Source organism: Xanthomonas sp. 3058 (genome assembly GCF_014199765.1).
GTDB classification, from domain to species: Bacteria; Pseudomonadota; Gammaproteobacteria; order Xanthomonadales; family Xanthomonadaceae; genus Xanthomonas; species Xanthomonas campestris_B.
In genome coordinates this window covers 1-19,064 of record NZ_JACHOF010000001.1, presented here as the reverse complement: position 1 = coordinate 19,064, position 19,064 = coordinate 1, and the positions used below count along the sequence as shown (strand labels likewise).

Genomic DNA, 19,064 nt, shown 5'->3' with positions numbered 1-19,064 from the left:
TCATGTTGCAAGCATCCGCCCATCAGGGGCGCAGCGGGTGACTTGGCGCTGAAGCACCCGCCCGCAGATATCCGACAGGAGCGCCGACTGGTCTTCGGGCTCAGGCGAGTTTTTCGGCCAGCAGGCGGCGAATTTCCGATTCCACCATCGGCTGCATCGCCGACAGCAGAAAGCCAAGCTCGGCGGTGACATGCACTTGCTGCGGCAGCAGCGCGATCGCGCCATCCACACCGGAACGTGCAATGCGCAAGGTGTCGCCTTCCCAATGCGAGGCGATGCCGTAGCGATCGGTCAACTTGCGCGCCGCCTCGTCGATCGCTGCGCGGGCCTGGGCCGGCGTCAAGGAGTGGTCGTGGCGGATATCGATGCTGGGCATGGGTTCGATGGGGAAGACCAAAGGAGCGCGCATTGTGCGCATGCGCGGGCCAGGCTCCAAGTGCGGCTGCCGGTCGCCGGCCACAACCGAGTGGCCGACGCCGCGCGTCGGTCAGGCGGGCACCGGTCACATTGTTGGCCGCTGCAGGGGGCAAACCTGCTAGGCTGCGGCCGGTGCGCGATCTGCAAGTTCATTTCACCCACCGGCAGCAGCCGGATCATTCCCTCAAACCCGGCGTCCACCGGATCGTCCGCCATGCCTCCGGCAGCGTGCGGGTGGTTGCCGATGCGCAGGGTGCGTTGCTGTTGGCGCAGTTCTGCCTGGACCAACGCGGGCTGTGGCTGCAGGTCGCCAACGGCATCCGCGGTATCCACGTCAACGGCCGCCCGGTGCGTCGCATGGCGCTGCTGCGGCCGGGCGATGCGATTTATGCCGACGGTGTGGAAATGCTGTTGCGCAGTGCGCCGTCGAGCGCACCGGCAGAGGTTGCGCTGGACGACCAGGCCAGCCTGAGCGAGGTCTGCCTGTTGCTGCGCGGGCTGGGTGGCCGCCATCACGGTCGCAGCTTCACGCTGGATCGCGCGCGTCTTGTTGGCAGCGACTCAGCCTCGGACATCGTCATCGACGACCCGGCGTTCGCCGCGCAGCATGCGCGACTCGAGCGTCACGGCGAGCGGGTGCTGATCCGCGATCTCGGCTCGGAGGACGGTAGCTGGATCAACGGCGTGCAAGTACGTGACGGCTGGCTGCAGGCCGGCGACCAAGTGGTGTTCGATGCCCGCCACCGCTTTGTCGTCGAGGTGCCGCGCACCCATCACGGCACCACCTGGGACCTTCCCGAGTCGGAGCCGTTGCCGACGCCGCGTGCCACTGCGGAGCCGGCGCGTGCGCCGATGAAGGTCGCGCGCTGGCCGTGGCTGCTGCTCAGCGCGGTGCTGCTGGCGGCGGCGTTGAGCGCCTTGCTGTGGTTCGGCGCGCGCTGAGTTTCTTCCAGACCCGCCACCCCAGCAGCACGGCGAGAACGCCGGCATACAGCGCCGGTTCGCGGATATCGGATTTCACCAACCACCAGAAGTGCAGCACCGCCAGCAGCCCGATCGGGTAGATCAGCATGTGCAGGCGGCCCCAGTTGCGCTTGAGCCGGCGCATCCATCCCTGGGTGGAGGTGATCGCCAACGGCACCAGCAATAGCCACGCGGCGAAGCCGACCGTGATGTAGGGACGCTTGAGGATTTCTTCGAAGATCTGCGTCCAGAAGCCGCGTAGATCCAGGCTCAGATACGCCGCCAGATGCACGCTGGCATAGAAGAAGGCGTACAGGCCGAGCATGCGACGGAAGCGGATCAGCGTCGCCTGGCCGGTGAGCTGGCGCAGCGGCGTGATCGTCAACGTGATCAACAAAAATCGCAGCGCCCACAATCCGGTGCGGTGCTCGATCTCGGCGACCGGGTCGGCGCCCAGCGCGTCGCTGCCGGTTTGCCAGACCTGCCAGAACTGCCAGCCGAGCAGTGCGATCGGCGTTAGCGCGGCGGCATGCACCAGGGTCTTGGCGGCGATCAGGGATGCGGATGTCTTGGCCATGCGATCTCGCAGAAGAAAACGGTGCTGACGCTGCGCGGGGTATGTCCAGCGTACGAGTTGCAAGAACAAGCTGATGCACGATGAGGCCGTCGTGCAAGGGCCGTATCGCGTGCCTGTGCGCTTTTCTCCACGTCAGTTCGATACACGCGTGAGGTGCTGCGCTAGAACCACTTTTTCAGATCCATTCCCGCATACAACGAGGCGACCTGATCCGCATAGCCGTTGAACGGCTTGGTGGCGATGCGCTCGGCGAACAGCTTGCTGGCGGTCCCGGCGATGCGGCGCTCGGTCTTCTGGCTCCAGCGCGGGTGGTCCACGGCCGGGTTGACGTTGGAAAAGAAGCCGTATTCGGACGGTTGCAGGTCATGCCATGCGGTCTCGGGCATCTTTTCGACGAAACGGATCTCCACGATCGACTTGATGCTCTTGAAGCCGTATTTCCACGGCACCACCAGCCGCAGCGGCGCGCCATTCTGCTGCGGCAGCGGCTTGCCGTACAGGCCGGTGGCCAGCAGGGTCAGCGGGTGCATCGCTTCGTCGATGCGCAGGCCTTCGCGGTAGGGCCAGTTGATCGAGCGGTAGCGCACGCCCGGCATCTGCTGCGGGTCGGCCAGCGTGGTGAACGCCACGTACTTGGCCTTGGAGGTCGGCGCGAAGCGCTTGAGCACCTCGCCCAGCGGCACCCCCGTCCACGGAATCACCATCGACCAGCCTTCCACGCAGCGCAGCCGGTAGATGCGTTCTTCCGGGGTGATGCCTTTCAGCAGTTCGTCCAGCGACAGGCTGCCGGGCTTTTCGCACTCGCCGCCGACCTTCACCGACCACGGCGACAGCTTCAAGGTCTTGGCGGCCTTGGACGGGTCGGTCTTGTCGGTGCCGAACTCGTAGAAATTGTTGTAACTGGTGACGTCTTCCAGCCGGGTCAGTTCCTCGGCGGTGCGGAAGCCGCTGCGTGCCTGCGCCGGCGTCACCACGGTCTTGGGCGGGGGCGGCGGGTCGGCCTCGGCGCAGCCGGCCACGCCCAGCGCCGGGGTCAGGGCGAACAGCTGCAGCAGCCGGCGTCGGTCGCGGTAGACGGACTCATCGGTGATTTCGCTGGACGGCGTCTTCAAGGCATCGCGAAGGGACATGGCTCGCTCCTGACAGTGGCTACGTGGTGAGACTAACGGACCGGGGTGAAAGTTCTGGCCCAGGCTTACCCCCTACGTGTCCCAGGGGTCGAAAGGATGCAGTTGCAACTGTTTGCCGGCGCTGCCAAGGCTGATGCGCTGCGGCATACTAGACGGCTAGCTCGACAAGGTGTGCCATGACACGCGCGTTCAATTTCAGTGCCGGCCCTGCGACATTGCCGGAATCGGTCCTGCGCCAGGCGCAGGCGGAGATGGTCGAGTGGAACGGCGTCGGCGCCTCGATCGTGGAAATCAGCCACCGCAGCGCCGATTTCATGGCTGTGGCGGCCGCAGCCGAAGCGGACCTGCGCACGTTGTTGTCGATTCCCGACGACTATGCAGTGCTGTTCACCGCCGGTGGCGCCACCACCATCCAGGCATTGCTGCCGCTGAATTTTGCCGCTCCCGGCCAGGCCGCCGATTACGTGATCACCGGTCACTGGGGCAAGACCGCCATCAAGCAGGCGGCGACGTATGTGGACGCACGCATCGCCGCCGATGCACAGGCTGGCGGGTTCATCGACATTCCGCCGGTGGCCAGCTGGACCCTGTCGCCGCACTCGGCCTACGTGCACATCACCGCCAACGAAACCATTCACGGCGTCGAATTCCGCGACACGCCGGCAGTGGGCACGTTGCCGTTGTTTGCCGATTTCAGTTCCTCGATCGCCTCCGAGCCACTGGACGTCTCGCGCTACGGTCTGATCTACGCCGGCGCGCAGAAGAACCTGGGTCCGGTCGGCATCTCGGTGCTGATCGTGCGGCGCGACCTGCTCGAACGCGCCGGCCAGCCGCGCGCCGACATCTTCAATTACGCCTCGCATGCCGCCCGCGATTCGATGCTCAACACCCCGCCGACCTGGAACTGGTATCTGCTGGGGCTCACCGTGAAGTGGATGCTGGAGCAGGGCGGGGTGGAAGCGTTCGCCCGTCGCAACGCCGAAAAGGCCGCGCTGGTGTACGGCGCGATCGACGGCTCCGGCGGTTTTTATCGCAACCTGGTCACGCCGGCGGTGCGTTCGCGCATGAACATCCCGTTCTTCCTGGCCGATGAGCAACTGGATGCGTTGTTCGTCAGCCAATCCAAGGCGGCCGGTCTGCTGGCGTTGAAGGGGCACAAGGCGGTCGGCGGCATTCGCGCCTCGCTCTACAACGCAATGCCGGTGGCAGGCGCGCAGGCGCTGGTGGACTTCATGCACGACTTCCAGCAGCGTCACGGCTGAGTCTTCATTTACCGTAGCGCGTGCCGCAGGCGCATGCGCTACCTTTCAAGGAATGCCCAGCGATGGCTCCCAAGTCCAACAAGCCCACTGCCGCCACTGGCGGCAAGACGAAGTCGGCCGGCAAGTCCGCCGCCAAATCTGCAGGCAAGCTCGCGACCAAGCCGGTCGTTGCCGCGCCGGTGCTGGCCGACGTGCGCGCCAAGATCGACGAGATCGACCGCACCATCCAGGCGCTGATCGCCGAGCGCGCCAACTTCGCCCATCAGGTCGGCAAGGCCAAGGGCAAGCTCGCTGCGGCAGTGGATTACTACCGTCCCGAGCGCGAGGCGCAGGTGCTGCGCATGGTGGTGGACCGCAACGAAGGCCCGCTCAGCGATGAAGTGCTGGTGCACGTCTACCGCGAAATCATGTCGGCATGTCTGGCCCAGCAGGAGCCGTTGAAGATCGGCTATCTCGGCCCGGAAGGCACCTTCAGCCAGCAGGCGGTGCTCAAACATTTCGGCCGTTCGGCCGTCGGCCTGCCGATGGCCACCATCGAGGAAGTGTTCCAGGAAGTGGAAGCGGGCAATGCCGACTTCGGCGTGGTGCCGGTGGAAAATTCCGGGCAGGGCACCATCCAGGTCACGCTGGACATGTTCCTGACCTCGAACCTGAAAATCTGCGGCGAAGTCGAGCTGCGCGTGCACCAGTACCTGCTCTCGCGCAACGGCCGGCTGGACGACATCGAGCGCATCTACGCGCATCCGCAATCGTTCGCGCAGACCGCCGGGTGGTTGCGCTCGCACCTGCCCAAGGTCGAAAAGATCGCGGTGTCCAGCAATGCCGAAGGCGCACGCCGCGCCCGCAATGCCGAAGATGCCGCAGCGATCGGTGGCGAGAGCGCTGCGCACGTGTATGGCTTGAAGAAAGTCATCATGAAATCGATCGAAGACGACGACGACAACACCACGCGCTTTCTGGTGATCGGCCGGCAGATCTTCCCCACCTCCGGGCACGATCGCACCTCGGTGCTGGTGTTCATCCACGACAAGCCGGGCGCATTGTTCGACGTGCTCAGTCCGTTCGCACGGCATGGCATCAGCATGAACCGCATCGAGTCGCGACCCTCGCATCAGGCCAAGTGGGAGTACGGCTTCTTCATCGATCTGGCCGGTCATGTGGAAGACGAGGCGATGAAGCAGGCGCTGGCCGAACTGGAAGCGCACTCGGCGCAGATCAAGGTGCTGGGTTCGTATCCGGTGGCGATTCCCTGAGCGTCGGGCTTGCCGCAATGCCGGTCATCGTTGGCGTTACCTGCACGGTCATGGCCTTGCCACCACATTCTTCAAAACGCATCGCCGCCCACGGCGATGCCGCAGCAATCGGATCACACGCATGAGCAGCAGCACGCAACACTGGATCGCACAGCGCGGCAGCGCACTGCAGGGCAGCCTGGCCATTCCCGGCGACAAGTCGGTGTCGCACCGGGCGGTGATGTTTGCCGCGTTGGCCGATGGCATCTCGCAGATCGACGGCTTTCTCGAAGGCGAAGACACCCGTTCCACCGCCGCCATCTTTGCCAAGCTGGGCGTGCGTATCGACACGCCGTCGGCATCGCAACGCATCGTGCATGGCGTGGGCGTGGATGGCCTGCAACCGCCGAGCGAAGCGCTGGATTGCGGCAACGCCGGCACCGGCATGCGTCTGCTCGCCGGCCTGCTGGCGGCGCAGCGGTTCGATAGCGTGCTGGTGGGGGACGAATCCTTATCCAAGCGGCCGATGCGGCGCGTCACCGGCCCGCTGGCGCAGATGGGCGCGCGTATCGAGACCGACGCCGACGGCACGCCGCCTCTGCGCGTGCATGGCGGGCAGGTACTGCATGGCATCGATTTCGTGTCGCCGGTGGCCAGTGCGCAGGTCAAGTCTGCGGTGCTGCTGGCCGGCTTGTATGCGCAGGGCGAGACGTCGGTGACCGAACCGCATCCCACCCGCGACTACACCGAGCGCATGTTGTCGGCGTTTGGCGTGGACATCGATTTTTCGCCGGGCAAGGCGCGTCTGCGCGGCGGTCAGCGCCTGCGCGCGACCGATATCGCGGTGCCGGCAGATTTCTCGTCGGCAGCGTTCTTCATCGTCGCCGCCAGCATCGTTCCCGGCTCGGAAGTGGTGTTGCGTGCGGTGGGTTTGAATCCGCGCCGCACTGGGCTGCTCGCCGCACTGCGGCTGATGGGCGCCGATATTGCCGAAGAACATCACGCCGAACATGGCGGCGAGCCGGTGGCCGATCTGCGTGTGCGCTACGCGCCGCTGCATGGTGCGCAAATTCCCGAGGCGCTGGTGCCGGACATGATTGACGAATTCCCGGCCCTGTTCGTCGCCGCCGCCGCCGCGGATGGGCAGACCGTCGTGAGCGGCGCTGCCGAATTGCGGGTCAAGGAATCGGATCGTCTTGCTGCAATGGCCACCGGCCTGCGCACGCTCGGCGTGCAGGTCGATGAAACACCGGATGGCGCGACCATTCACGGTGGCAGCATTGGCAGTGGGGTGATCGAAAGCCATGGCGATCACCGCATCGCGATGGCATTCGCGATTGCCGGCCAACTCTCCACCGGCCGTGTGCACGTGAACGATGTTGCCAATGTCGCAACCTCGTTTCCGGGCTTCGACAGCCTGGCGCAGGGCGCCGGCTTCGGACTCGAATCGGCCTGAAGCCGCGACCAAGGCGCGTGCGTCGCCGTCATGTGGACGGCGACCCCGATGCCCTGATCGGCGGCATGTGCTACTGGACCATGGCTGGCTGCTTCGCGCCGTCCACAGCCATCTGGAAGTTGCGCGCTACCTTCGTTGGCCGCTCACGATGCCATGTTGCGCGTCGTCGTAACGACGGCTGGCGGACGGCGCGCTCAACATCGGCGTGCGTGACTCACAAACACGGCGTTCGATGGCTGTCCCCCGAACTGCAAGCAGGCAGCGAGAACTGGCTCAAAGCTCGGAGTTGAAATCCACCGGCACCTGGACGCTGCTGACCACCGCATGGCCGTCGCGCGTTGCAGGTTCGAAGCGCCACTGGCGCAGGCTCTCGATCACGGCGGCGTCCAGACGCGGATCTTCGCTGCCGCTACGGTCCACGATGGTCACCTCGCTTACCTTGCCCTGCACATCCAGTTGCATGCGCGCAGTACGGCTGCCTTCGATACCGCTGCGCGCCAAGCTTGCGGGAATACTGGGCATCGGATTGCCCGGCAACGGTTGGGCCTGGACGCTGTCGATCGGCGCGCGCACCGGCTGGTGCGCGATCATGGTCACCGCACGCGGGCCGTCCGAGGTGGGCAGGATCTGCCGACTCATTGCGGGTGTCACATGCGTTTCAGCCGCGTTGGATACGTCGTTATGCCGGGCCCACCACCCCGCCGGCACCGCCAGCAGCACGACGAACGCTGCCGCCCACAGCCACGCCCGCGACGAAGCGCCGCCGCCTTGCGCATGCGAAACGCGATGCGGCAACGTCGGTGCATGGTGTGAAGAAGGATTCGAGGTGAAGGACATGGCTGACCTCCTGGCGCATCTGTTGGATGACGGTCCCAGTCTGGTCGGTGCTGCCTGAGGCGCAGCTAAGGCAGCGGCAGGATTATCGGCCAGGCCTCTGCAGGCGTTCAGCTGAGCCGCAATGACAACGTTGTTCCGTTAAAGCGACATAAATACGGCGGCAAACGCGGAATAACCGCGTCTTTACAATGCGACCCGCAGCGTCCGCGCGCAACGACGCTGCAGACGCCAACCCGCGTTCGCCGCGCTCATTGCGCGGGCTTGAATTCAAACGGGATATCGATGCTGCCGGCAACCGGTTGGCCGTTGCGGTGGGCCGGATGGAAACGCCAATGCCGCACCGCCTCCATTGCAGCGCGGTCCAGATCGCGCGAGCCGCTGCGTTGCACCAGCGCCACGCCGCCTGGTTTGCCTGCGGCATCTACGTCTACGCGCACCACCACATCGCCGGCATCGCCACGCCGCAGCGCAGCTGACGGATAGCGCGGCGGCGGCATCTGGCCCTGCATCGGCACCGGGCGATCGCCGCCGGCCGCGGGAGCGGTTGACGGGGCTGCGGTGTCAGGCGCACCGGGAACCGTCGTCTCCTGCAGCGGCGCCGGGGCAGCTGGAGCAGGGGGGGCGGTTTCCACCAGGGTCGCGGTTTCTTGTGGTGGCTTGGCTTGCGGCATGTCGCTGGCGCCGTCCTGTGCCGGCAATGGCGCCGGCAGTGGCTCGATGCTGGCGTCTGCCGGCGCATCTGCGCTTGGCTGGGCCGGCGAGGCCTTGTAGAAGTCGTCCTTGCGGCCAGTGGCCCACACCAGCAGGAACAACAACAGGCCGGCGCCAAAGGCGATCGCGGCAATTTTCAGCGTGTGGCGGGGTAGACGCAGGACGATCTGGCGATCGGACGCAGGGCGGGGCGCGGGCATAGGGCTCACCTGAAGGATCGGGACAATTCTGGCATAGCCCCGGTGAATCGATCGCAGCAGGTGGCGGAACAGGCGATAATCCCACGCCTCTAAACCGACACACAGACTTCCGATGCTAGATCCGGTCCTGCTTCGCCAACATCCCGCCGACCTTGCCGAGCGCCTGCGCAGCACGCGCAGTTTCTCGCTGGACACTGCGGAACTGGAGTCGCTGGAAAGCGAGCGCAAGCGTATCCAGGTGCGCACGCAGGAATTGCAGAGCCAGCGCAATTCCAAATCCAAGGCAATCGGGCAGGCCAAGGCCAAGGGCGAGGACGTCACTGCGCTGATGGCCGAAGTGGCCGGTTTCGGCGATGAGCTCAAGGCTTCCGAAGAAGCGCTGGAGGTGATCCGCGGCAAGCTCGACACCATCGCGCTGGGCCTGCCCAATCTGCCGACCGACGATGTGCCGCACGGTAAGGACGAGAGCGAGAACGTCGAGCAATCGCGCTGGGGCACGCCGCGCCAGTTCGATTTCGCGGTCAAGGATCATGTCGAGCTCGGTGCGCCGCATGGGTGGCTGGATGGCGAGACCGCGGCCAAGTTGTCGGGCGCGCGTTTCACCGTATTGCGCGGCCCGATCGCGCGCCTGCACCGCGCGCTGGCGCAATTCATGCTCGACCTGCATGTCGGGGAGCATGGCTACGAAGAAACCAACGTGCCGTTGCTGGTCAATGCCGATTCGATGCGTGGCACCGGGCAGTTGCCCAAGTTCGAGGACGATCTGTTTCAGACCGAAGTGGGCGAGTCGCGCCGCTATCTGATCCCCACTTCCGAAGTGCCGCTGACCAACATCGTGCGCGACGAGATCGTCGATGCCGAGCGTCTGCCGTTGCGCATGACCGCCCATTCGATGTGCTTCCGTGCCGAAGCCGGCAGCGGCGGGCGCGATACCCGCGGCATGATCCGCCAGCACCAGTTCGAAAAGGTGGAGCTGGTCACCGCCTGCGCGCCGCAGGATAGCGACGCCGAACATCAGCGCATGACCCGCTGCGCCGAGGTGGTGCTGGAGAAACTCGGCCTGCCGTACCGCAAGGTGTTGCTGTGCACCGGCGATATGGGGTTCTCCGCGATCAAGACCTACGACCTGGAAGTCTGGTTGCCGTCGCAGGACACCTATCGCGAAATTTCGTCCTGTTCCAATTGCGGCGATTTCCAGGCGCGGCGCATGCAGGCGCGCTGGCGCAACCCGGTCAGTGGCAAGCCGGAGTTGATGCATACGCTCAACGGCTCGGGCACTGCCGTGGGCCGGGCGATGATTGCGGTGATGGAGAACTATCAGAACGCCGACGGCTCGATCGATGTGCCAGAAGCGTTGCGTCCGTACATGGGTGGGATCGAGCGGATCGGGTAAGCGGCGAGGGCAGGGATGTCGCATCTGATTGGAGATCGACCGGCGCGCTAGACGCCGCTTCCAGCCTGCGTCACCCAGGTTCACTGCGTGCGCGGTAAGTGGGAAAGCAGCGCTGGGTGCACACGCTGCGCCACGGCAATGATGCGTGTCGAACAGGGCGGTACACGCCGATGCAAGAAAACGGGGCCAGCACGGCCCCGTTTTTACCTGTGCACGCTGGCCTGCGACGTTTACGCAATCGCAGCTGCATGTTCGGACTGCAACCCGGCAAGCGCGTGTGCCAGCGCGTCGCTGCGGTGTTGCGGCGAGTACGCCACACCTTCGGCGCGCACGAATCGAATGTCATCGATGCCGAGGAAGGCGAACAGCTGGCGCAAATAGGGTTCCTGGAAATCGGTCGGCTGGCCGGTATGGATGCCGCCGCGTGCGCTGGCGATGATGACGCGCTTGCCGCCGGCCAGACCTTCCGGCCCATTGGCGGTGTAGTGGAAGGTGCGCCCGGCCACCGCGATGCGGTCGATCCAGGCCTTGAGCGTGGAGGCAATCGAGAAGTTGTACATCGGCGCGCCGATCACGATCACGTCCGCGTCCAGGAACTGCTGCAGCACCGCCTCGGCGGCAGCGGCTTCGGCGGGATCGGTCTGTGCCAGCGACTTGCCAGTCAGGTGCGGCACCGGATCACTGTCGAGATCGCGATAGGCCACTTCCAGGTTGGGGTGCAAGCGGCGTTGTTGCTGCACGGCGGCGGCGCTGAGTTCGCGGCTGACGGAATTGGCGCCGAGCGCGCTGGAATCGAGGTGGAGCAGCTTCATGGCAAGGACCTGTTGAGAGCGGCGATGCCGCGGAGGGACGTAGCGTAGGTCGTTGCTCTGGTGGGATAAAGGTGCTTAAATATCACGTATCGTTCTATTCCTGGATGTAAGTGCCATGCACGATCTGAATGACCTGTATTACTTTGCGATGGTGGTGGACCACGGTGGCTTTGCTGCTGCCGAACGTGCGCTGGGAATTCCCAAGTCGCGTCTGAGCCGCCGGATCAGCCAGCTCGAAACCGATCTTGGTGTGCGTCTGCTGCAGCGCTCCACCCGCCGCTTTGCGGTCACCGACGTTGGCACCAGCGTGCACCGGCATGCCCAGACCATGCTGGCCGAGGCCCAGGCCGCGCGCGAGGTGGTGGACCGCCTCAGCGCCGAGCCGCGCGGGCTTGTGCGGGTGAGCGTGCCGGTGTCGCTGGCGCAGATCCAGTTGCCCAAGCTGTTGCCGGAATTCCTCGCCAAGTACCCCAAGGTGCGGCTGCAGCTCAACATCAGCAATCGCCGCGTGGACGTCATCAACGAGGGCTACGACATCGCGCTGCGCGTGCGCTCGCGCCTGGACGACGACGGCAGCCTGGTGATGCGCAGCTTCGGTCAGGTGCAGGAGCTGCTGGTGGCCAGTCCCAAGTATCTGGACCGCGCCGGGCGGCCCAAGGACCCAAGCGAGCTGGCCAACCACACCACCATGAGCACCAGCGAAGACGAAGCGCACCAGCGCTGGGAGTTGCATGGACCGAACGGCGAAATGCGCCGCGTGGACCTGCAACCGCGCCTGGCCGGTTTCGACTTCCCGCTGCTGCAGTCGATGGCGCGCGACGGCTTCGGCATCACCATGCTGCCGGAAACCGTGTGCGCCGAAGCCGTGCGCAGCGGTGAACTGGAAGTGGTGCTGCCGCACTGGTCGCTGCCGCAGGGCATCTGCCACGCGGTGTTCGCCTCGCGTCGCGGCCTGCTGCCGGCGGTACGCGTGTTCATCGACTTCCTGGCCGAACACCTGCCGCAGGAAATCGAACGCTCGCGCCTGGATTGCGGCGGCAACTGCGCCGAGCTGGCCGAAAAGCTCAAGCGTGCGGCCGGTCCCGCATCGCGCCTGGTCGCCGAAGCCGGCTGAGGGATGCGTCTAAGTCGTCAGCGTTGACGCTGCCGAAGCGGCAGGCCGATTGGCAACGCTGCGCAACCTGGCAGCGCTCAGTAGCGCGTCAACCCAGCACGCCGACGCGTTTAGCAAAGTGCGCCCGGGCATGCGAGAATACGCGCCCGGGAGCGCTCCCAGGGGGAGCACCGCACCAGCGGCGGTCACCATCAGCGCCATTCGCAACGCGCGTGGCGCGTGCGTGATTCATCGATGCTTTGTCGAGGATCGTGCAAAGCAGAATCAAGCAGCATCGGAGAGATGGCCGAGCGGTTTAAGGCACCGGTCTTGAAAACCGGCGAAGGGTCAAACCTTCCGTGGGTTCGAATCCCACTCTCTCCGCCAGATGCGGATCTAAGTCACTGATCTAATTCGCTTTATTTTTTCGCTAGATCTTCGTTCCAACATCCCATCCACCTAGTCGCTATGCGGTCAATCCGGGCAAAATCGTCTCGGGCAATCCGCCTAAGGAAGAGGGGAGCGAGGATGGCATTGCACGCCACGTATTTGGCGTTTTCAGACAAGCCGGACGAATTTTCAGCATTCATCGGTGCGCATGCTAGGCCAGTTGCACCAGGGGTCTTCATCGTTGAAGGCAAGAACGCGCGACAGATCGTCAAAACGCTCGCGGAAGCAGCAGGCATTGCAGTGTATGTGGTGGAGGTTAATCTCGCCGACATTGAAAGGCTTGCTTGAGGCAAAGTGCCGGATCACGGCGCATGACGCCGCTCCGGCTGCTGGCTGTTTTTCAAGGTGGCCCGCCTGTCAGCTGTCTCCCACGCGGTTACACGAACAGCAAGCCCCTGTCCGCGTAGGGTGACGCCTCGGCTTCCGGCGCGCTGGTCGCGGCGCCCACGGCCATTGCCAGCGCCACCAGGCCGTCGATGCGTCCCGTTGCCTTGGACTTGTCCAGCTTGCGACCGCCTGCCGGGTCTTTCGTCACCACGGCGTTAGCCGCGCACATGGTCAGCGCTGGGTGCATGCCGTGCGCGATGCGGCCGTTCAACAGCTCCGCTTCCAGCGCATCCAGTGCGGGGGCCATATCGCGGAAGCCTTGCCCCATTGGCACCAACGGCAGCTCGATGCCCAGCCGTTCCAGGGACTTGCGAAACACGTCAATGCGCCAGCGGTCGAAGGCGATGGCGCGTAGATCCAGGTCCGCACACAACTCCACGATTTCCGCAGCGACGTGGTCATAGTCCACGCTGGCCCCAGGCGTGGTGCGCAGGAAGCCTTGCCGGTGCCATACTTCGTAGGGCGCGCGATCACGCGCGGCACGATCACGCAGACCATCGCCCGGCGTCCAGAAATACGGCTGCACATTGCCATGCAAGTCGTACAGCACGAAGGCGGTTAGGTCGGTGCGTGCGCTCAGGTCTAGCCCGCCATACACCGGCCCCACAAACTCGGCTGGCTGCTCGCCGTTGGTCTTCCACACGTTGGGCGAAACGAACGGCGACACTACGGACACGCGCTGATTCAAGATCAAATTGCGGAACGTGTTTTCCATGCTCGGCATCCGCGCAGCCTGTTTGGCTTGTTCGCGCACGTCGTCCAGCGAGCGGAACGTACCCAATGCAGGGTTGGCGGCACGCCACGCGCTTTCGTCGTCCAGGTCGGCACCTTCCTGCGCGCTGTATTGGCGACACACCATGCGGTGGTCGTCGGATCGCTGTGCATCATCCAGCCAAATCGAAAACAGGTCTGCATCGCTGGCTGCCTGCGTGCTGATAGCGATCAGCAGCGGTTCTGCGTGGGCGCCCTGGCTGGTGGTGATCGCGTCAACGAAGTCAGACTGCGGCCCGCGCACCTGGCCGATTTCATCCAGGATCGCCAGCACCGGGGAAAGTCCGTGCGCGGTCTTGCCGTCAGCTGCCAGCGCTTTGTATTCGGTGTTGCGTGGGAGTCCGATCAGACGCTTGCCGCTCGGGATGATGCGCACGATTTCCGACAGGCGCGGCGACAGCTGCACCATCTTGGCAGCCAAGTTGAACACCAATGCCGCCTGGTCGCGGCTCATCGCGCCAGAGACGATTTGCGAATTTTGTTTGGCCTCTGGCCCGACAAGATGGGCCAGAAGCAGGGCTGCGATCAGGCCGGTTTTTCCGTTTTTGCGACCAATGGAAAGCATCGCGCGCCGTGTGCTGGCGGGGTTGTCGTACACGCTGGTGATGAACTCGCGCTGGAACTCGGCCAACCTCATTGGCTTGCCGACGTGCGCACCGTCTGGGATCAGGCAGTACGTTTCAATGAATTTAATAACCTTGCCCGCCCGCGTGATCATTGCAGCCTCGCGCCGGGGATCAGATCGTCATCATCACGCTGTTGCGTCGCGGCACGCGCCTGGTTCTCCAATTTGAGCGCGTTGCCTTGATCCTGCGCGCGGCCCTGTGTCGCCTCGGCGTGGACTTGGATCATGCGGGCGAGGGCAACGGCGCGGCGTCCGGCTGCTTCCAGCAGCTTGTGCGCAGGGTGCGGCTTGCCGTCGCCCAGAACGTCGCCCTGCTTGTCGATCAGGGCGCGCAGACGCTCGATGTCCGCATACAGGCGCGCAAGCTCGGCTGCATTCGTCAGGTCTAGGTCGTTCCAGCGATCACGCGCGCGGTTGGCGATCACGCGGGGCCAGAACTTGAGCGCAGCAGCAGACAGGCGTACGTGCGCAGGCGGCTCAAGCATCGGCAGGGCTGCATTCTTGGTCGCCTCAACCGCAGCGGTCGCACTGTCAGCGCGGCGCGCACGGGGCGCGGCTTTCCGGACATTTGGCATTAGTGTACTCCGCAGTAAAGATATTGCACTTAGGGATTGAAAACGATGGACAGCCGGTCTAGTAAGTCGGAGGTTTTTTGTGATTTTCATCAATCAGAAAATATTTCTAACCAGCCCCGAACAGGATCAGCCGGGATACCGTGGACGTTGCATCCAGGCAGCGCAGCATTGTTTCCACGCGCAGTCTTCATGTTGTGGCACTGCTCGCACAGCGCCTGCAAATTAGACAAAGAATTGTCAGCAGGATCACCGCTGATATGGTCCACCACGGTGGCGGGAGTAACCCGGCCGCACCGCTTGCAATGCCGACACAGCGGTTCGGAGTCAATAATCTGTGCACGGAATTTCCTCCAAGCATGCGAGTTCAAGGGAATGGCGCGACGCGGATCAGCATCACGTCCTGTCTGACGGTTTCGGCTCATGGCTGCGGAATCCAGCGATGGGCACGCAGCAGGGCCAGTGCAGCAGCCGGAATATCGCTCCCCACGCTGCCATCGCGGTGCACATAGAACGCACCGAACGTGATCAGCACTGCGCCCCGAATGTCGGGAAGGAAAGCAATTCCCGTAGCGTCATCGTTCGGCACCACGCTCGCGTAGACGTTACGGTTCAGCACTGCGAAACATGCCGCTTCTGCAGCTGCCAATAGAACGGCCACGCTGCTATCGTCGGCGTCCGCGCGCACGTAGTCGATGGCGTCATCAATCGTTGTCAACATCGGACACCTCCAAGGCAGGAAGGTTTTCAAGCCTGCGCACTTCGTTGACGGTCATCCAGCCGGCAGCGATGGCGCTGGCGTAGAACGCTGCACGCGTCTCAGGCGCACCACGCAGTAGACCTTCCACGCTGTGTTCGGCCAGATAGCGGCGACGCGCGACCGGCCCCAATAGCTGCCGGGAAATTTCGGCCTCCCACATGGCGATCCAGCGGGCCAGCGAGTAGCGAACGAACTGGCTACCAAGTTCGATGACGTTGGTGTACGTGGAATGGCTCAGGTCTTGAATCATGGTGGGCGGGATGCGGAAAATGCGTGCCACGTCTTCAACTGCCAACTTCTGTGCGCTGATCCACTGCAGATCTTCCAGCGTGGTGGAGAGCGGCTTGTACGAAAGACCCCATTCCAGGACCGGCGTGCGGCCATGGTTAGCCGCACCGCCATGGCGCGCTTGCCATTGCTCAGCGATCCGCGATACCTGCTTTTCATCCAGGCGATTCGGAGTTTCCAGCACGCCCGATGGCATCGCACCGTTCTTGAACACAGCGGCACCATGCTCACGCTGCGCAAGGCTCAGGCCCAGTTGATCGCGTGCAATGGCGATGCGTGAGCGTCCCGCGATGTCTCCAGGCTCGGTGCGGTCAGCCAGATGGAACAGTTCGTGTGGTAGCAGGCGTTCACCGTTGGGAAGATCGTAGGCCCATCGTCCGCTCGGTAGCTTGATGACGCTCACCTCGCGCGTAGGGATCGGATGCAGTGCAGTCAGCTCACCGGCCGCGTTGGTTTCGATGCGTGCATAGGCGTTCCCGTGCAGCAACACGCTTGCTGTCATGGATTCGCGGAAGGCCACGCCGGTCTGGCATTCGTTCGGCTGGCGCAGCACGCGCGACAAGGGATGCTCATCGGCGCGCACGCGCTCGCCGTCGTCCTGACGCTGGTAGACGTGCAGCGGCAGCGTGGCGGTGGATTCGCTCAGCGCCTGCACGGCGGCAAATACGGCGGTCAGGCTTTCCGCTGCGTTCGCGTCAACAAACTGGCCCGATGCACTCAATGCACCGCGATTGATGAGGGCCGACCAGGAAGGATCTGTATCGCGCTTCTCGGCGCGCTTGAAGGGCCATAGGTTCATCGGCATGTCTCCAACCACAAGCGTGAGCGTTCCATCCACGTATCCAGCTGTTGGCGGCTGCGCAGACTCACGGTGGTGGTGGGGTAGGCGGGCCAAGCCTGCACGATGCTGACTTCATGCAAAGCGACTTCATGCAGCGTGCGCACGTCACCGGCCCAGCTGTCCCGCACCACGGTGAAACCAAAAGAAACACCGCCCAGGTCACCACGTTGCGCAAGCTCGCGCAGATCGCGCCCGGTGGACGTATCCGGCAAAGTGAGGCGGTACTCAAGGCCGGCAGCCGTTTCGATCAGTTCAAGGCTTCGCGTGCGCGTGCGGCCCAACACCTTGGCAGGGTCGTGATCGGCCAGCGCCAGCACGTCGGTGCCAGATGCCAGCGAGCGCGTGAATGCGCCGGGCGCGATGACCTCCCGAAAATCAGCGATACGAGTCTCAACGCCGAACGGTGCGGCCACTCCGTAGAGTGACCGGCCGTCAACGCTGGAACCCGATGCGAATCGAAGTTCCAGATTCATGGTTACGCCTCCTTGGCAACGACGAAAGCCGCTTCGTGACGCACAGCCACGTCCACCGTTGCCATCGCACGCACCAGCACGCCGCCGCGACGGTACGGCGTTTCGGCATACGGGTTGACCAAAATTTCCACCGCGCCCCACTGGCCCAGCAGAATTTGCGACCAGTCCCCCAGGATGGCGGTGTTGGTCGGCGCAGCGTTGCTCGATGCCACCGGAAGTTCACCGATGCGTGCGGTAGTTGCCACGTAGTCGCTGCCTGCACTCGGTGCCTTGAGTACCTTGCGCAGCGCAGTGAGGATGCCGGGGCTGGTGTACCAGCCGGACGGGGTGATGTTCAGCGCCGCCAACTTCTGCTCGATGTCCAGCACTGCAGCCCAGCTGCCCGGCAGTTCGGTAACAGTCTGCACGCCAGCACGGCCGATGATGCCCTGCGGCTGGCCGTTTGCACCCGTGCCCGCAATGATGGCCTTGTCGATGGCCGATGCCACTGCGAAAGACAATTCCTCGCGCACCAGGTCCTCAATAGCCGGCGCGCTCTGTTGGATCAGCTGGCGGCTCATTTCGGTGATGCCGCCAACATGGCGCGGGGTCAGGGTGACGGATTCAAAATCCATCTGACTTTCCGGCAATGGCTGACCTTCCGCCACCCAGCCGCTGGACAAGCCGGCACCCGCCTTGGGAATGGACACATTGCCGGTCAGACCTGTGAGTGTGCGCACGCCCAGGCGTTGCACCAGCAACGAATTGCGCAGCGGCCCGATATACAGGTCTGCACGGTGCTGCGTGGCGATCAGCTCGGGTGCGGTCGCGGTGGTGTTGGCGCGTTTCTCGAATGCGGACAGCGGAACCAGAATGCCGCCGTGTTTGGCGGGACCGTGGCGGCGCTCCATTTCGACATGCTGCTCAGCAGCAGCACCAGTGAGCGCGCGGCCTTCAATGCCGGCGCGCAGCACGTCCAGCAGACTCACACGCTGCTCCGGGTTGTCGATGCGGGTAGGTGTGGCAGCGCGGCGGTCCAGATCGTCCAGATACTGTTGCCGCTGTTCGGCGGCTTCCAATTCGGTGATCGCGGCCTTGGCCTTTTCAAACTCGGCCTGGTTGTTTGCTTCCAGCGCGGTGCGCGCTTCGGCGATGAGGGCAGCTTTGCGCTGGCGAATTTCGATAATGGTCATGTTTTTTTCCAGGAGTGAAGGGATATCCCGGACGTACTAGATGACCACGCGGATGTGTGCTGCAAGCGTTGGATGCGCAGGGATGTAGCTGGACGAATAACAGTGTCTTATGTGAAAGAATCTGCGCAGGATGCCCACACGGGGGAGTGGCGCAAGTGGCGCATGCCCATATATGACGGCGCTGGCGGAATAAAGCTCTAAAACTCTTTTTTTTCCTAGGTTGCTAATTCCAAATCTTGCGCCACTTGCGCCACTATTTAGCTGAAAGCCTTACGGCCCAAAGGTTTCAGGAGTGGCGCATCTAGGGATGGTCTGATCAACGGCATCGGAGGATGAGCCTAACCACATCGACCAGGCTGACGGCGCTCAGATCCTCGATTTTTTTGCCGTTTCCGGCGCGTTTGCAGGGTGTTGCCCGGGCTACAGGCGCACGCTCCCCATCGTCGGCAGTAACTGCTTTCGCTTCATCCACAGGTTCGATAGCGCAAACAAGGTCAGCACCTGCGCGGTGTTCTTGGCCAGGCCGCGATAGCGGACCTTGGTGTAACCGAACTGGCGCTTGATCACCCGGAATGGATGCTCCACCTTCGCGCGCACGCTGGCCTTGAAGTGTTCCCAGCGCTGTTCCCGAGCACGCTCCCG

21 protein-coding genes and 1 tRNA gene are annotated in these 19,064 nt (G+C 64.0%); 8 read left to right on the top strand and 14 right to left on the bottom strand.

Annotated features, from left to right (window positions below):
* Positions 1–100: 100 nt before the first annotated feature.
* A complete protein-coding gene (locus GGR61_RS00110) occupies positions 101–376 on the bottom strand; it encodes a polyhydroxyalkanoic acid system family protein (RefSeq protein ID WP_184406324.1) in 276 nt (91 codons plus the stop codon).
* Between the two features lie 173 nt (positions 377–549).
* Here GGR61_RS00110 and GGR61_RS00105 point away from each other — a divergent pair, with 173 nt between their 5' ends.
* A complete protein-coding gene (locus tag GGR61_RS00105) occupies positions 550–1,359 on the top strand; it encodes an FHA domain-containing protein (protein ID WP_184406268.1) in 810 nt (269 codons plus the stop codon).
* Here the strand turns inward: GGR61_RS00105 and msrQ are convergent.
* Positions 1,301–1,957, bottom strand: a complete 657-nt coding sequence (gene msrQ / locus GGR61_RS00100) for a protein-methionine-sulfoxide reductase heme-binding subunit MsrQ (protein WP_184620058.1) — start codon at positions 1,955–1,957, stop codon at positions 1,301–1,303. The genes GGR61_RS00105 and msrQ overlap by 59 nt on opposite strands.
* Before the next feature lie 161 nt (positions 1,958–2,118).
* Positions 2,119–3,087: a protein-methionine-sulfoxide reductase catalytic subunit MsrP gene (gene msrP / locus GGR61_RS00095; RefSeq protein WP_184620057.1), complete on the bottom strand. Its 969-nt coding sequence runs from the start codon at positions 3,085–3,087 to the stop codon at positions 2,119–2,121.
* A gap of 176 nt (positions 3,088–3,263) precedes the next feature.
* Here msrP and serC point away from each other — a divergent pair, with 176 nt between their 5' ends.
* From serC to aroA, 3 genes are all read left to right on the top strand, one after another.
* Positions 3,264–4,349: a 3-phosphoserine/phosphohydroxythreonine transaminase gene (gene serC, locus GGR61_RS00090; protein ID WP_184620056.1), complete on the top strand. Its 1,086-nt coding sequence runs from the start codon at positions 3,264–3,266 to the stop codon at positions 4,347–4,349.
* Positions 4,350–4,411: 62 nt separating this feature from the next.
* Positions 4,412–5,602 (top strand): prephenate dehydratase, encoded by a 1,191-nt coding sequence (gene pheA / locus GGR61_RS00085; protein ID WP_184406274.1) that lies wholly within the window; start codon positions 4,412–4,414, stop codon positions 5,600–5,602.
* Positions 5,603–5,723: 121 nt separating this feature from the next.
* Complete coding sequence (gene aroA / locus GGR61_RS00080; RefSeq protein WP_184406276.1) at positions 5,724–7,037, top strand: 3-phosphoshikimate 1-carboxyvinyltransferase; 1,314 nt, start codon at positions 5,724–5,726, stop codon at positions 7,035–7,037.
* 273 nt (positions 7,038–7,310) lie between these two features.
* Here aroA and GGR61_RS00075 read toward each other — a convergent pair whose 3' ends face one another.
* Positions 7,311–7,874, bottom strand: a complete 564-nt coding sequence (locus tag GGR61_RS00075; RefSeq protein WP_184406278.1) for an energy transducer TonB — start codon at positions 7,872–7,874, stop codon at positions 7,311–7,313.
* A 248-nt stretch (positions 7,875–8,122) separates the two neighbouring features.
* Positions 8,123–8,785 carry an energy transducer TonB gene (locus GGR61_RS00070; protein ID WP_184620055.1) on the bottom strand — a complete coding sequence of 221 codons (663 nt, stop codon included), beginning with the start codon at positions 8,783–8,785 and terminating at the stop codon, positions 8,123–8,125.
* Positions 8,786–8,897: 112 nt separating this feature from the next.
* On the opposite strand from GGR61_RS00070, the gene serS reads away from it, so the two are divergent.
* Complete coding sequence (gene serS / locus GGR61_RS00065; RefSeq protein WP_184620054.1) at positions 8,898–10,178, top strand: serine--tRNA ligase; 1,281 nt, start codon at positions 8,898–8,900, stop codon at positions 10,176–10,178.
* Positions 10,179–10,408: 230 nt separating this feature from the next.
* Here the strand turns inward: serS and GGR61_RS00060 are convergent, their stop codons facing one another.
* Positions 10,409–10,990, bottom strand: coding sequence for an NAD(P)H-dependent oxidoreductase (locus GGR61_RS00060; protein WP_184620053.1), 582 nt, complete (start codon positions 10,988–10,990; stop codon positions 10,409–10,411).
* Positions 10,991–11,090: 100 nt separating this feature from the next.
* Here GGR61_RS00060 and GGR61_RS00055 point away from each other — a divergent pair, with 100 nt between their 5' ends.
* The 3 genes from GGR61_RS00055 to GGR61_RS00045 all read left to right on the top strand — a co-directional run bounded on the left by GGR61_RS00055 (position 11,091) and on the right by GGR61_RS00045 (position 12,821).
* Positions 11,091–12,104, top strand: a complete 1,014-nt coding sequence (locus GGR61_RS00055) for a LysR family transcriptional regulator (RefSeq protein WP_184406325.1) — start codon at positions 11,091–11,093, stop codon at positions 12,102–12,104.
* A 276-nt stretch (positions 12,105–12,380) separates the two neighbouring features.
* Positions 12,381–12,470: transfer RNA gene (locus GGR61_RS00050), tRNA-Ser, on the top strand.
* A gap of 141 nt (positions 12,471–12,611) precedes the next feature.
* A complete protein-coding gene (locus tag GGR61_RS00045; RefSeq protein ID WP_184620052.1) occupies positions 12,612–12,821 on the top strand; it encodes a hypothetical protein in 210 nt (69 codons plus the stop codon).
* A gap of 88 nt (positions 12,822–12,909) precedes the next feature.
* Here the strand turns inward: GGR61_RS00045 and GGR61_RS00040 are convergent, their stop codons facing one another.
* The 8 genes from GGR61_RS00040 to GGR61_RS00005 form a co-directional block, all read right to left on the bottom strand.
* Positions 12,910–14,328: a terminase TerL endonuclease subunit gene (locus GGR61_RS00040; RefSeq protein WP_221237215.1), complete on the bottom strand. Its 1,419-nt coding sequence runs from the start codon at positions 14,326–14,328 to the stop codon at positions 12,910–12,912.
* Positions 14,329–14,405: 77 nt separating this feature from the next.
* Positions 14,406–14,741 carry a hypothetical protein gene (locus GGR61_RS00035; RefSeq protein WP_221237213.1) on the bottom strand — a complete coding sequence of 112 codons (336 nt, stop codon included), beginning with the start codon at positions 14,739–14,741 and terminating at the stop codon, positions 14,406–14,408.
* A 239-nt stretch (positions 14,742–14,980) separates the two neighbouring features.
* Positions 14,981–15,313 carry an HNH endonuclease signature motif containing protein gene (locus tag GGR61_RS00030; protein ID WP_184620050.1) on the bottom strand — a complete coding sequence of 111 codons (333 nt, stop codon included), beginning with the start codon at positions 15,311–15,313 and terminating at the stop codon, positions 14,981–14,983.
* Positions 15,310–15,639, bottom strand: a complete 330-nt coding sequence (locus GGR61_RS00025) for a head-tail connector protein (RefSeq protein WP_184620049.1) — start codon at positions 15,637–15,639, stop codon at positions 15,310–15,312. The genes GGR61_RS00030 and GGR61_RS00025 overlap by 4 nt, the downstream gene beginning before the upstream one ends.
* Positions 15,593–16,735: a phage portal protein gene (locus GGR61_RS00020; protein WP_184620048.1), complete on the bottom strand. Its 1,143-nt coding sequence runs from the start codon at positions 16,733–16,735 to the stop codon at positions 15,593–15,595. The genes GGR61_RS00025 and GGR61_RS00020 overlap by 47 nt, the downstream gene beginning before the upstream one ends.
* Positions 16,732–17,250, bottom strand: a complete 519-nt coding sequence (locus GGR61_RS00015) for an HK97 family phage prohead protease (RefSeq protein WP_184620047.1) — start codon at positions 17,248–17,250, stop codon at positions 16,732–16,734. Before GGR61_RS00015 ends, GGR61_RS00020 begins: the two co-directional genes overlap by 4 nt.
* Positions 17,251–17,252: 2 nt before the next feature.
* The gene (locus GGR61_RS00010; RefSeq protein WP_184620046.1) at positions 17,253–18,422 is read right to left on the bottom strand and encodes a phage major capsid protein; all 1,170 of its coding nucleotides are present in this window, start codon (positions 18,420–18,422) and stop codon (positions 17,253–17,255) included.
* A 420-nt stretch (positions 18,423–18,842) separates the two neighbouring features.
* A partial coding sequence (locus tag GGR61_RS00005) for a transposase (protein ID WP_184620045.1) occupies positions 18,843–19,064 on the bottom strand: 222 nt, incomplete at its 5' end.

Coding starts and splice junctions, on each gene's coding strand:
- GGR61_RS00070 (WP_184620055.1), bottom strand. CDS start 8,785: ATGCCCGCGCCCCGCCCTGCGTCCGATCGCCAGATCGTCCTGCGTCTA.
- GGR61_RS00075 (WP_184406278.1), bottom strand. CDS start 7,874: ATGTCCTTCACCTCGAATCCTTCTTCACACCATGCACCGACGTTGCCG.
- msrQ (WP_184620058.1), bottom strand. CDS start 1,957: ATGGCCAAGACATCCGCATCCCTGATCGCCGCCAAGACCCTGGTGCAT.
- pheA (WP_184406274.1), top strand. CDS start 4,412: ATGGCTCCCAAGTCCAACAAGCCCACTGCCGCCACTGGCGGCAAGACG.
- GGR61_RS00020 (WP_184620048.1), bottom strand. CDS start 16,735: ATGAACCTATGGCCCTTCAAGCGCGCCGAGAAGCGCGATACAGATCCT.
- msrP (WP_184620057.1), bottom strand. CDS start 3,087: ATGTCCCTTCGCGATGCCTTGAAGACGCCGTCCAGCGAAATCACCGAT.
- GGR61_RS00040 (WP_221237215.1), bottom strand. CDS start 14,328: ATGAGGTTGGCCGAGTTCCAGCGCGAGTTCATCACCAGCGTGTACGAC.
- GGR61_RS00060 (WP_184620053.1), bottom strand. CDS start 10,990: ATGAAGCTGCTCCACCTCGATTCCAGCGCGCTCGGCGCCAATTCCGTC.
- GGR61_RS00030 (WP_184620050.1), bottom strand. CDS start 15,313: ATGAGCCGAAACCGTCAGACAGGACGTGATGCTGATCCGCGTCGCGCC.
- GGR61_RS00045 (WP_184620052.1), top strand. CDS start 12,612: ATGGCATTGCACGCCACGTATTTGGCGTTTTCAGACAAGCCGGACGAA.
- serS (WP_184620054.1), top strand. CDS start 8,898: ATGCTAGATCCGGTCCTGCTTCGCCAACATCCCGCCGACCTTGCCGAG.
- GGR61_RS00015 (WP_184620047.1), bottom strand. CDS start 17,250: ATGAATCTGGAACTTCGATTCGCATCGGGTTCCAGCGTTGACGGCCGG.
- aroA (WP_184406276.1), top strand. CDS start 5,724: ATGAGCAGCAGCACGCAACACTGGATCGCACAGCGCGGCAGCGCACTG.
- GGR61_RS00010 (WP_184620046.1), bottom strand. CDS start 18,422: ATGACCATTATCGAAATTCGCCAGCGCAAAGCTGCCCTCATCGCCGAA.
- GGR61_RS00110 (WP_184406324.1), bottom strand. CDS start 376: ATGCCCAGCATCGATATCCGCCACGACCACTCCTTGACGCCGGCCCAG.
- serC (WP_184620056.1), top strand. CDS start 3,264: ATGACACGCGCGTTCAATTTCAGTGCCGGCCCTGCGACATTGCCGGAA.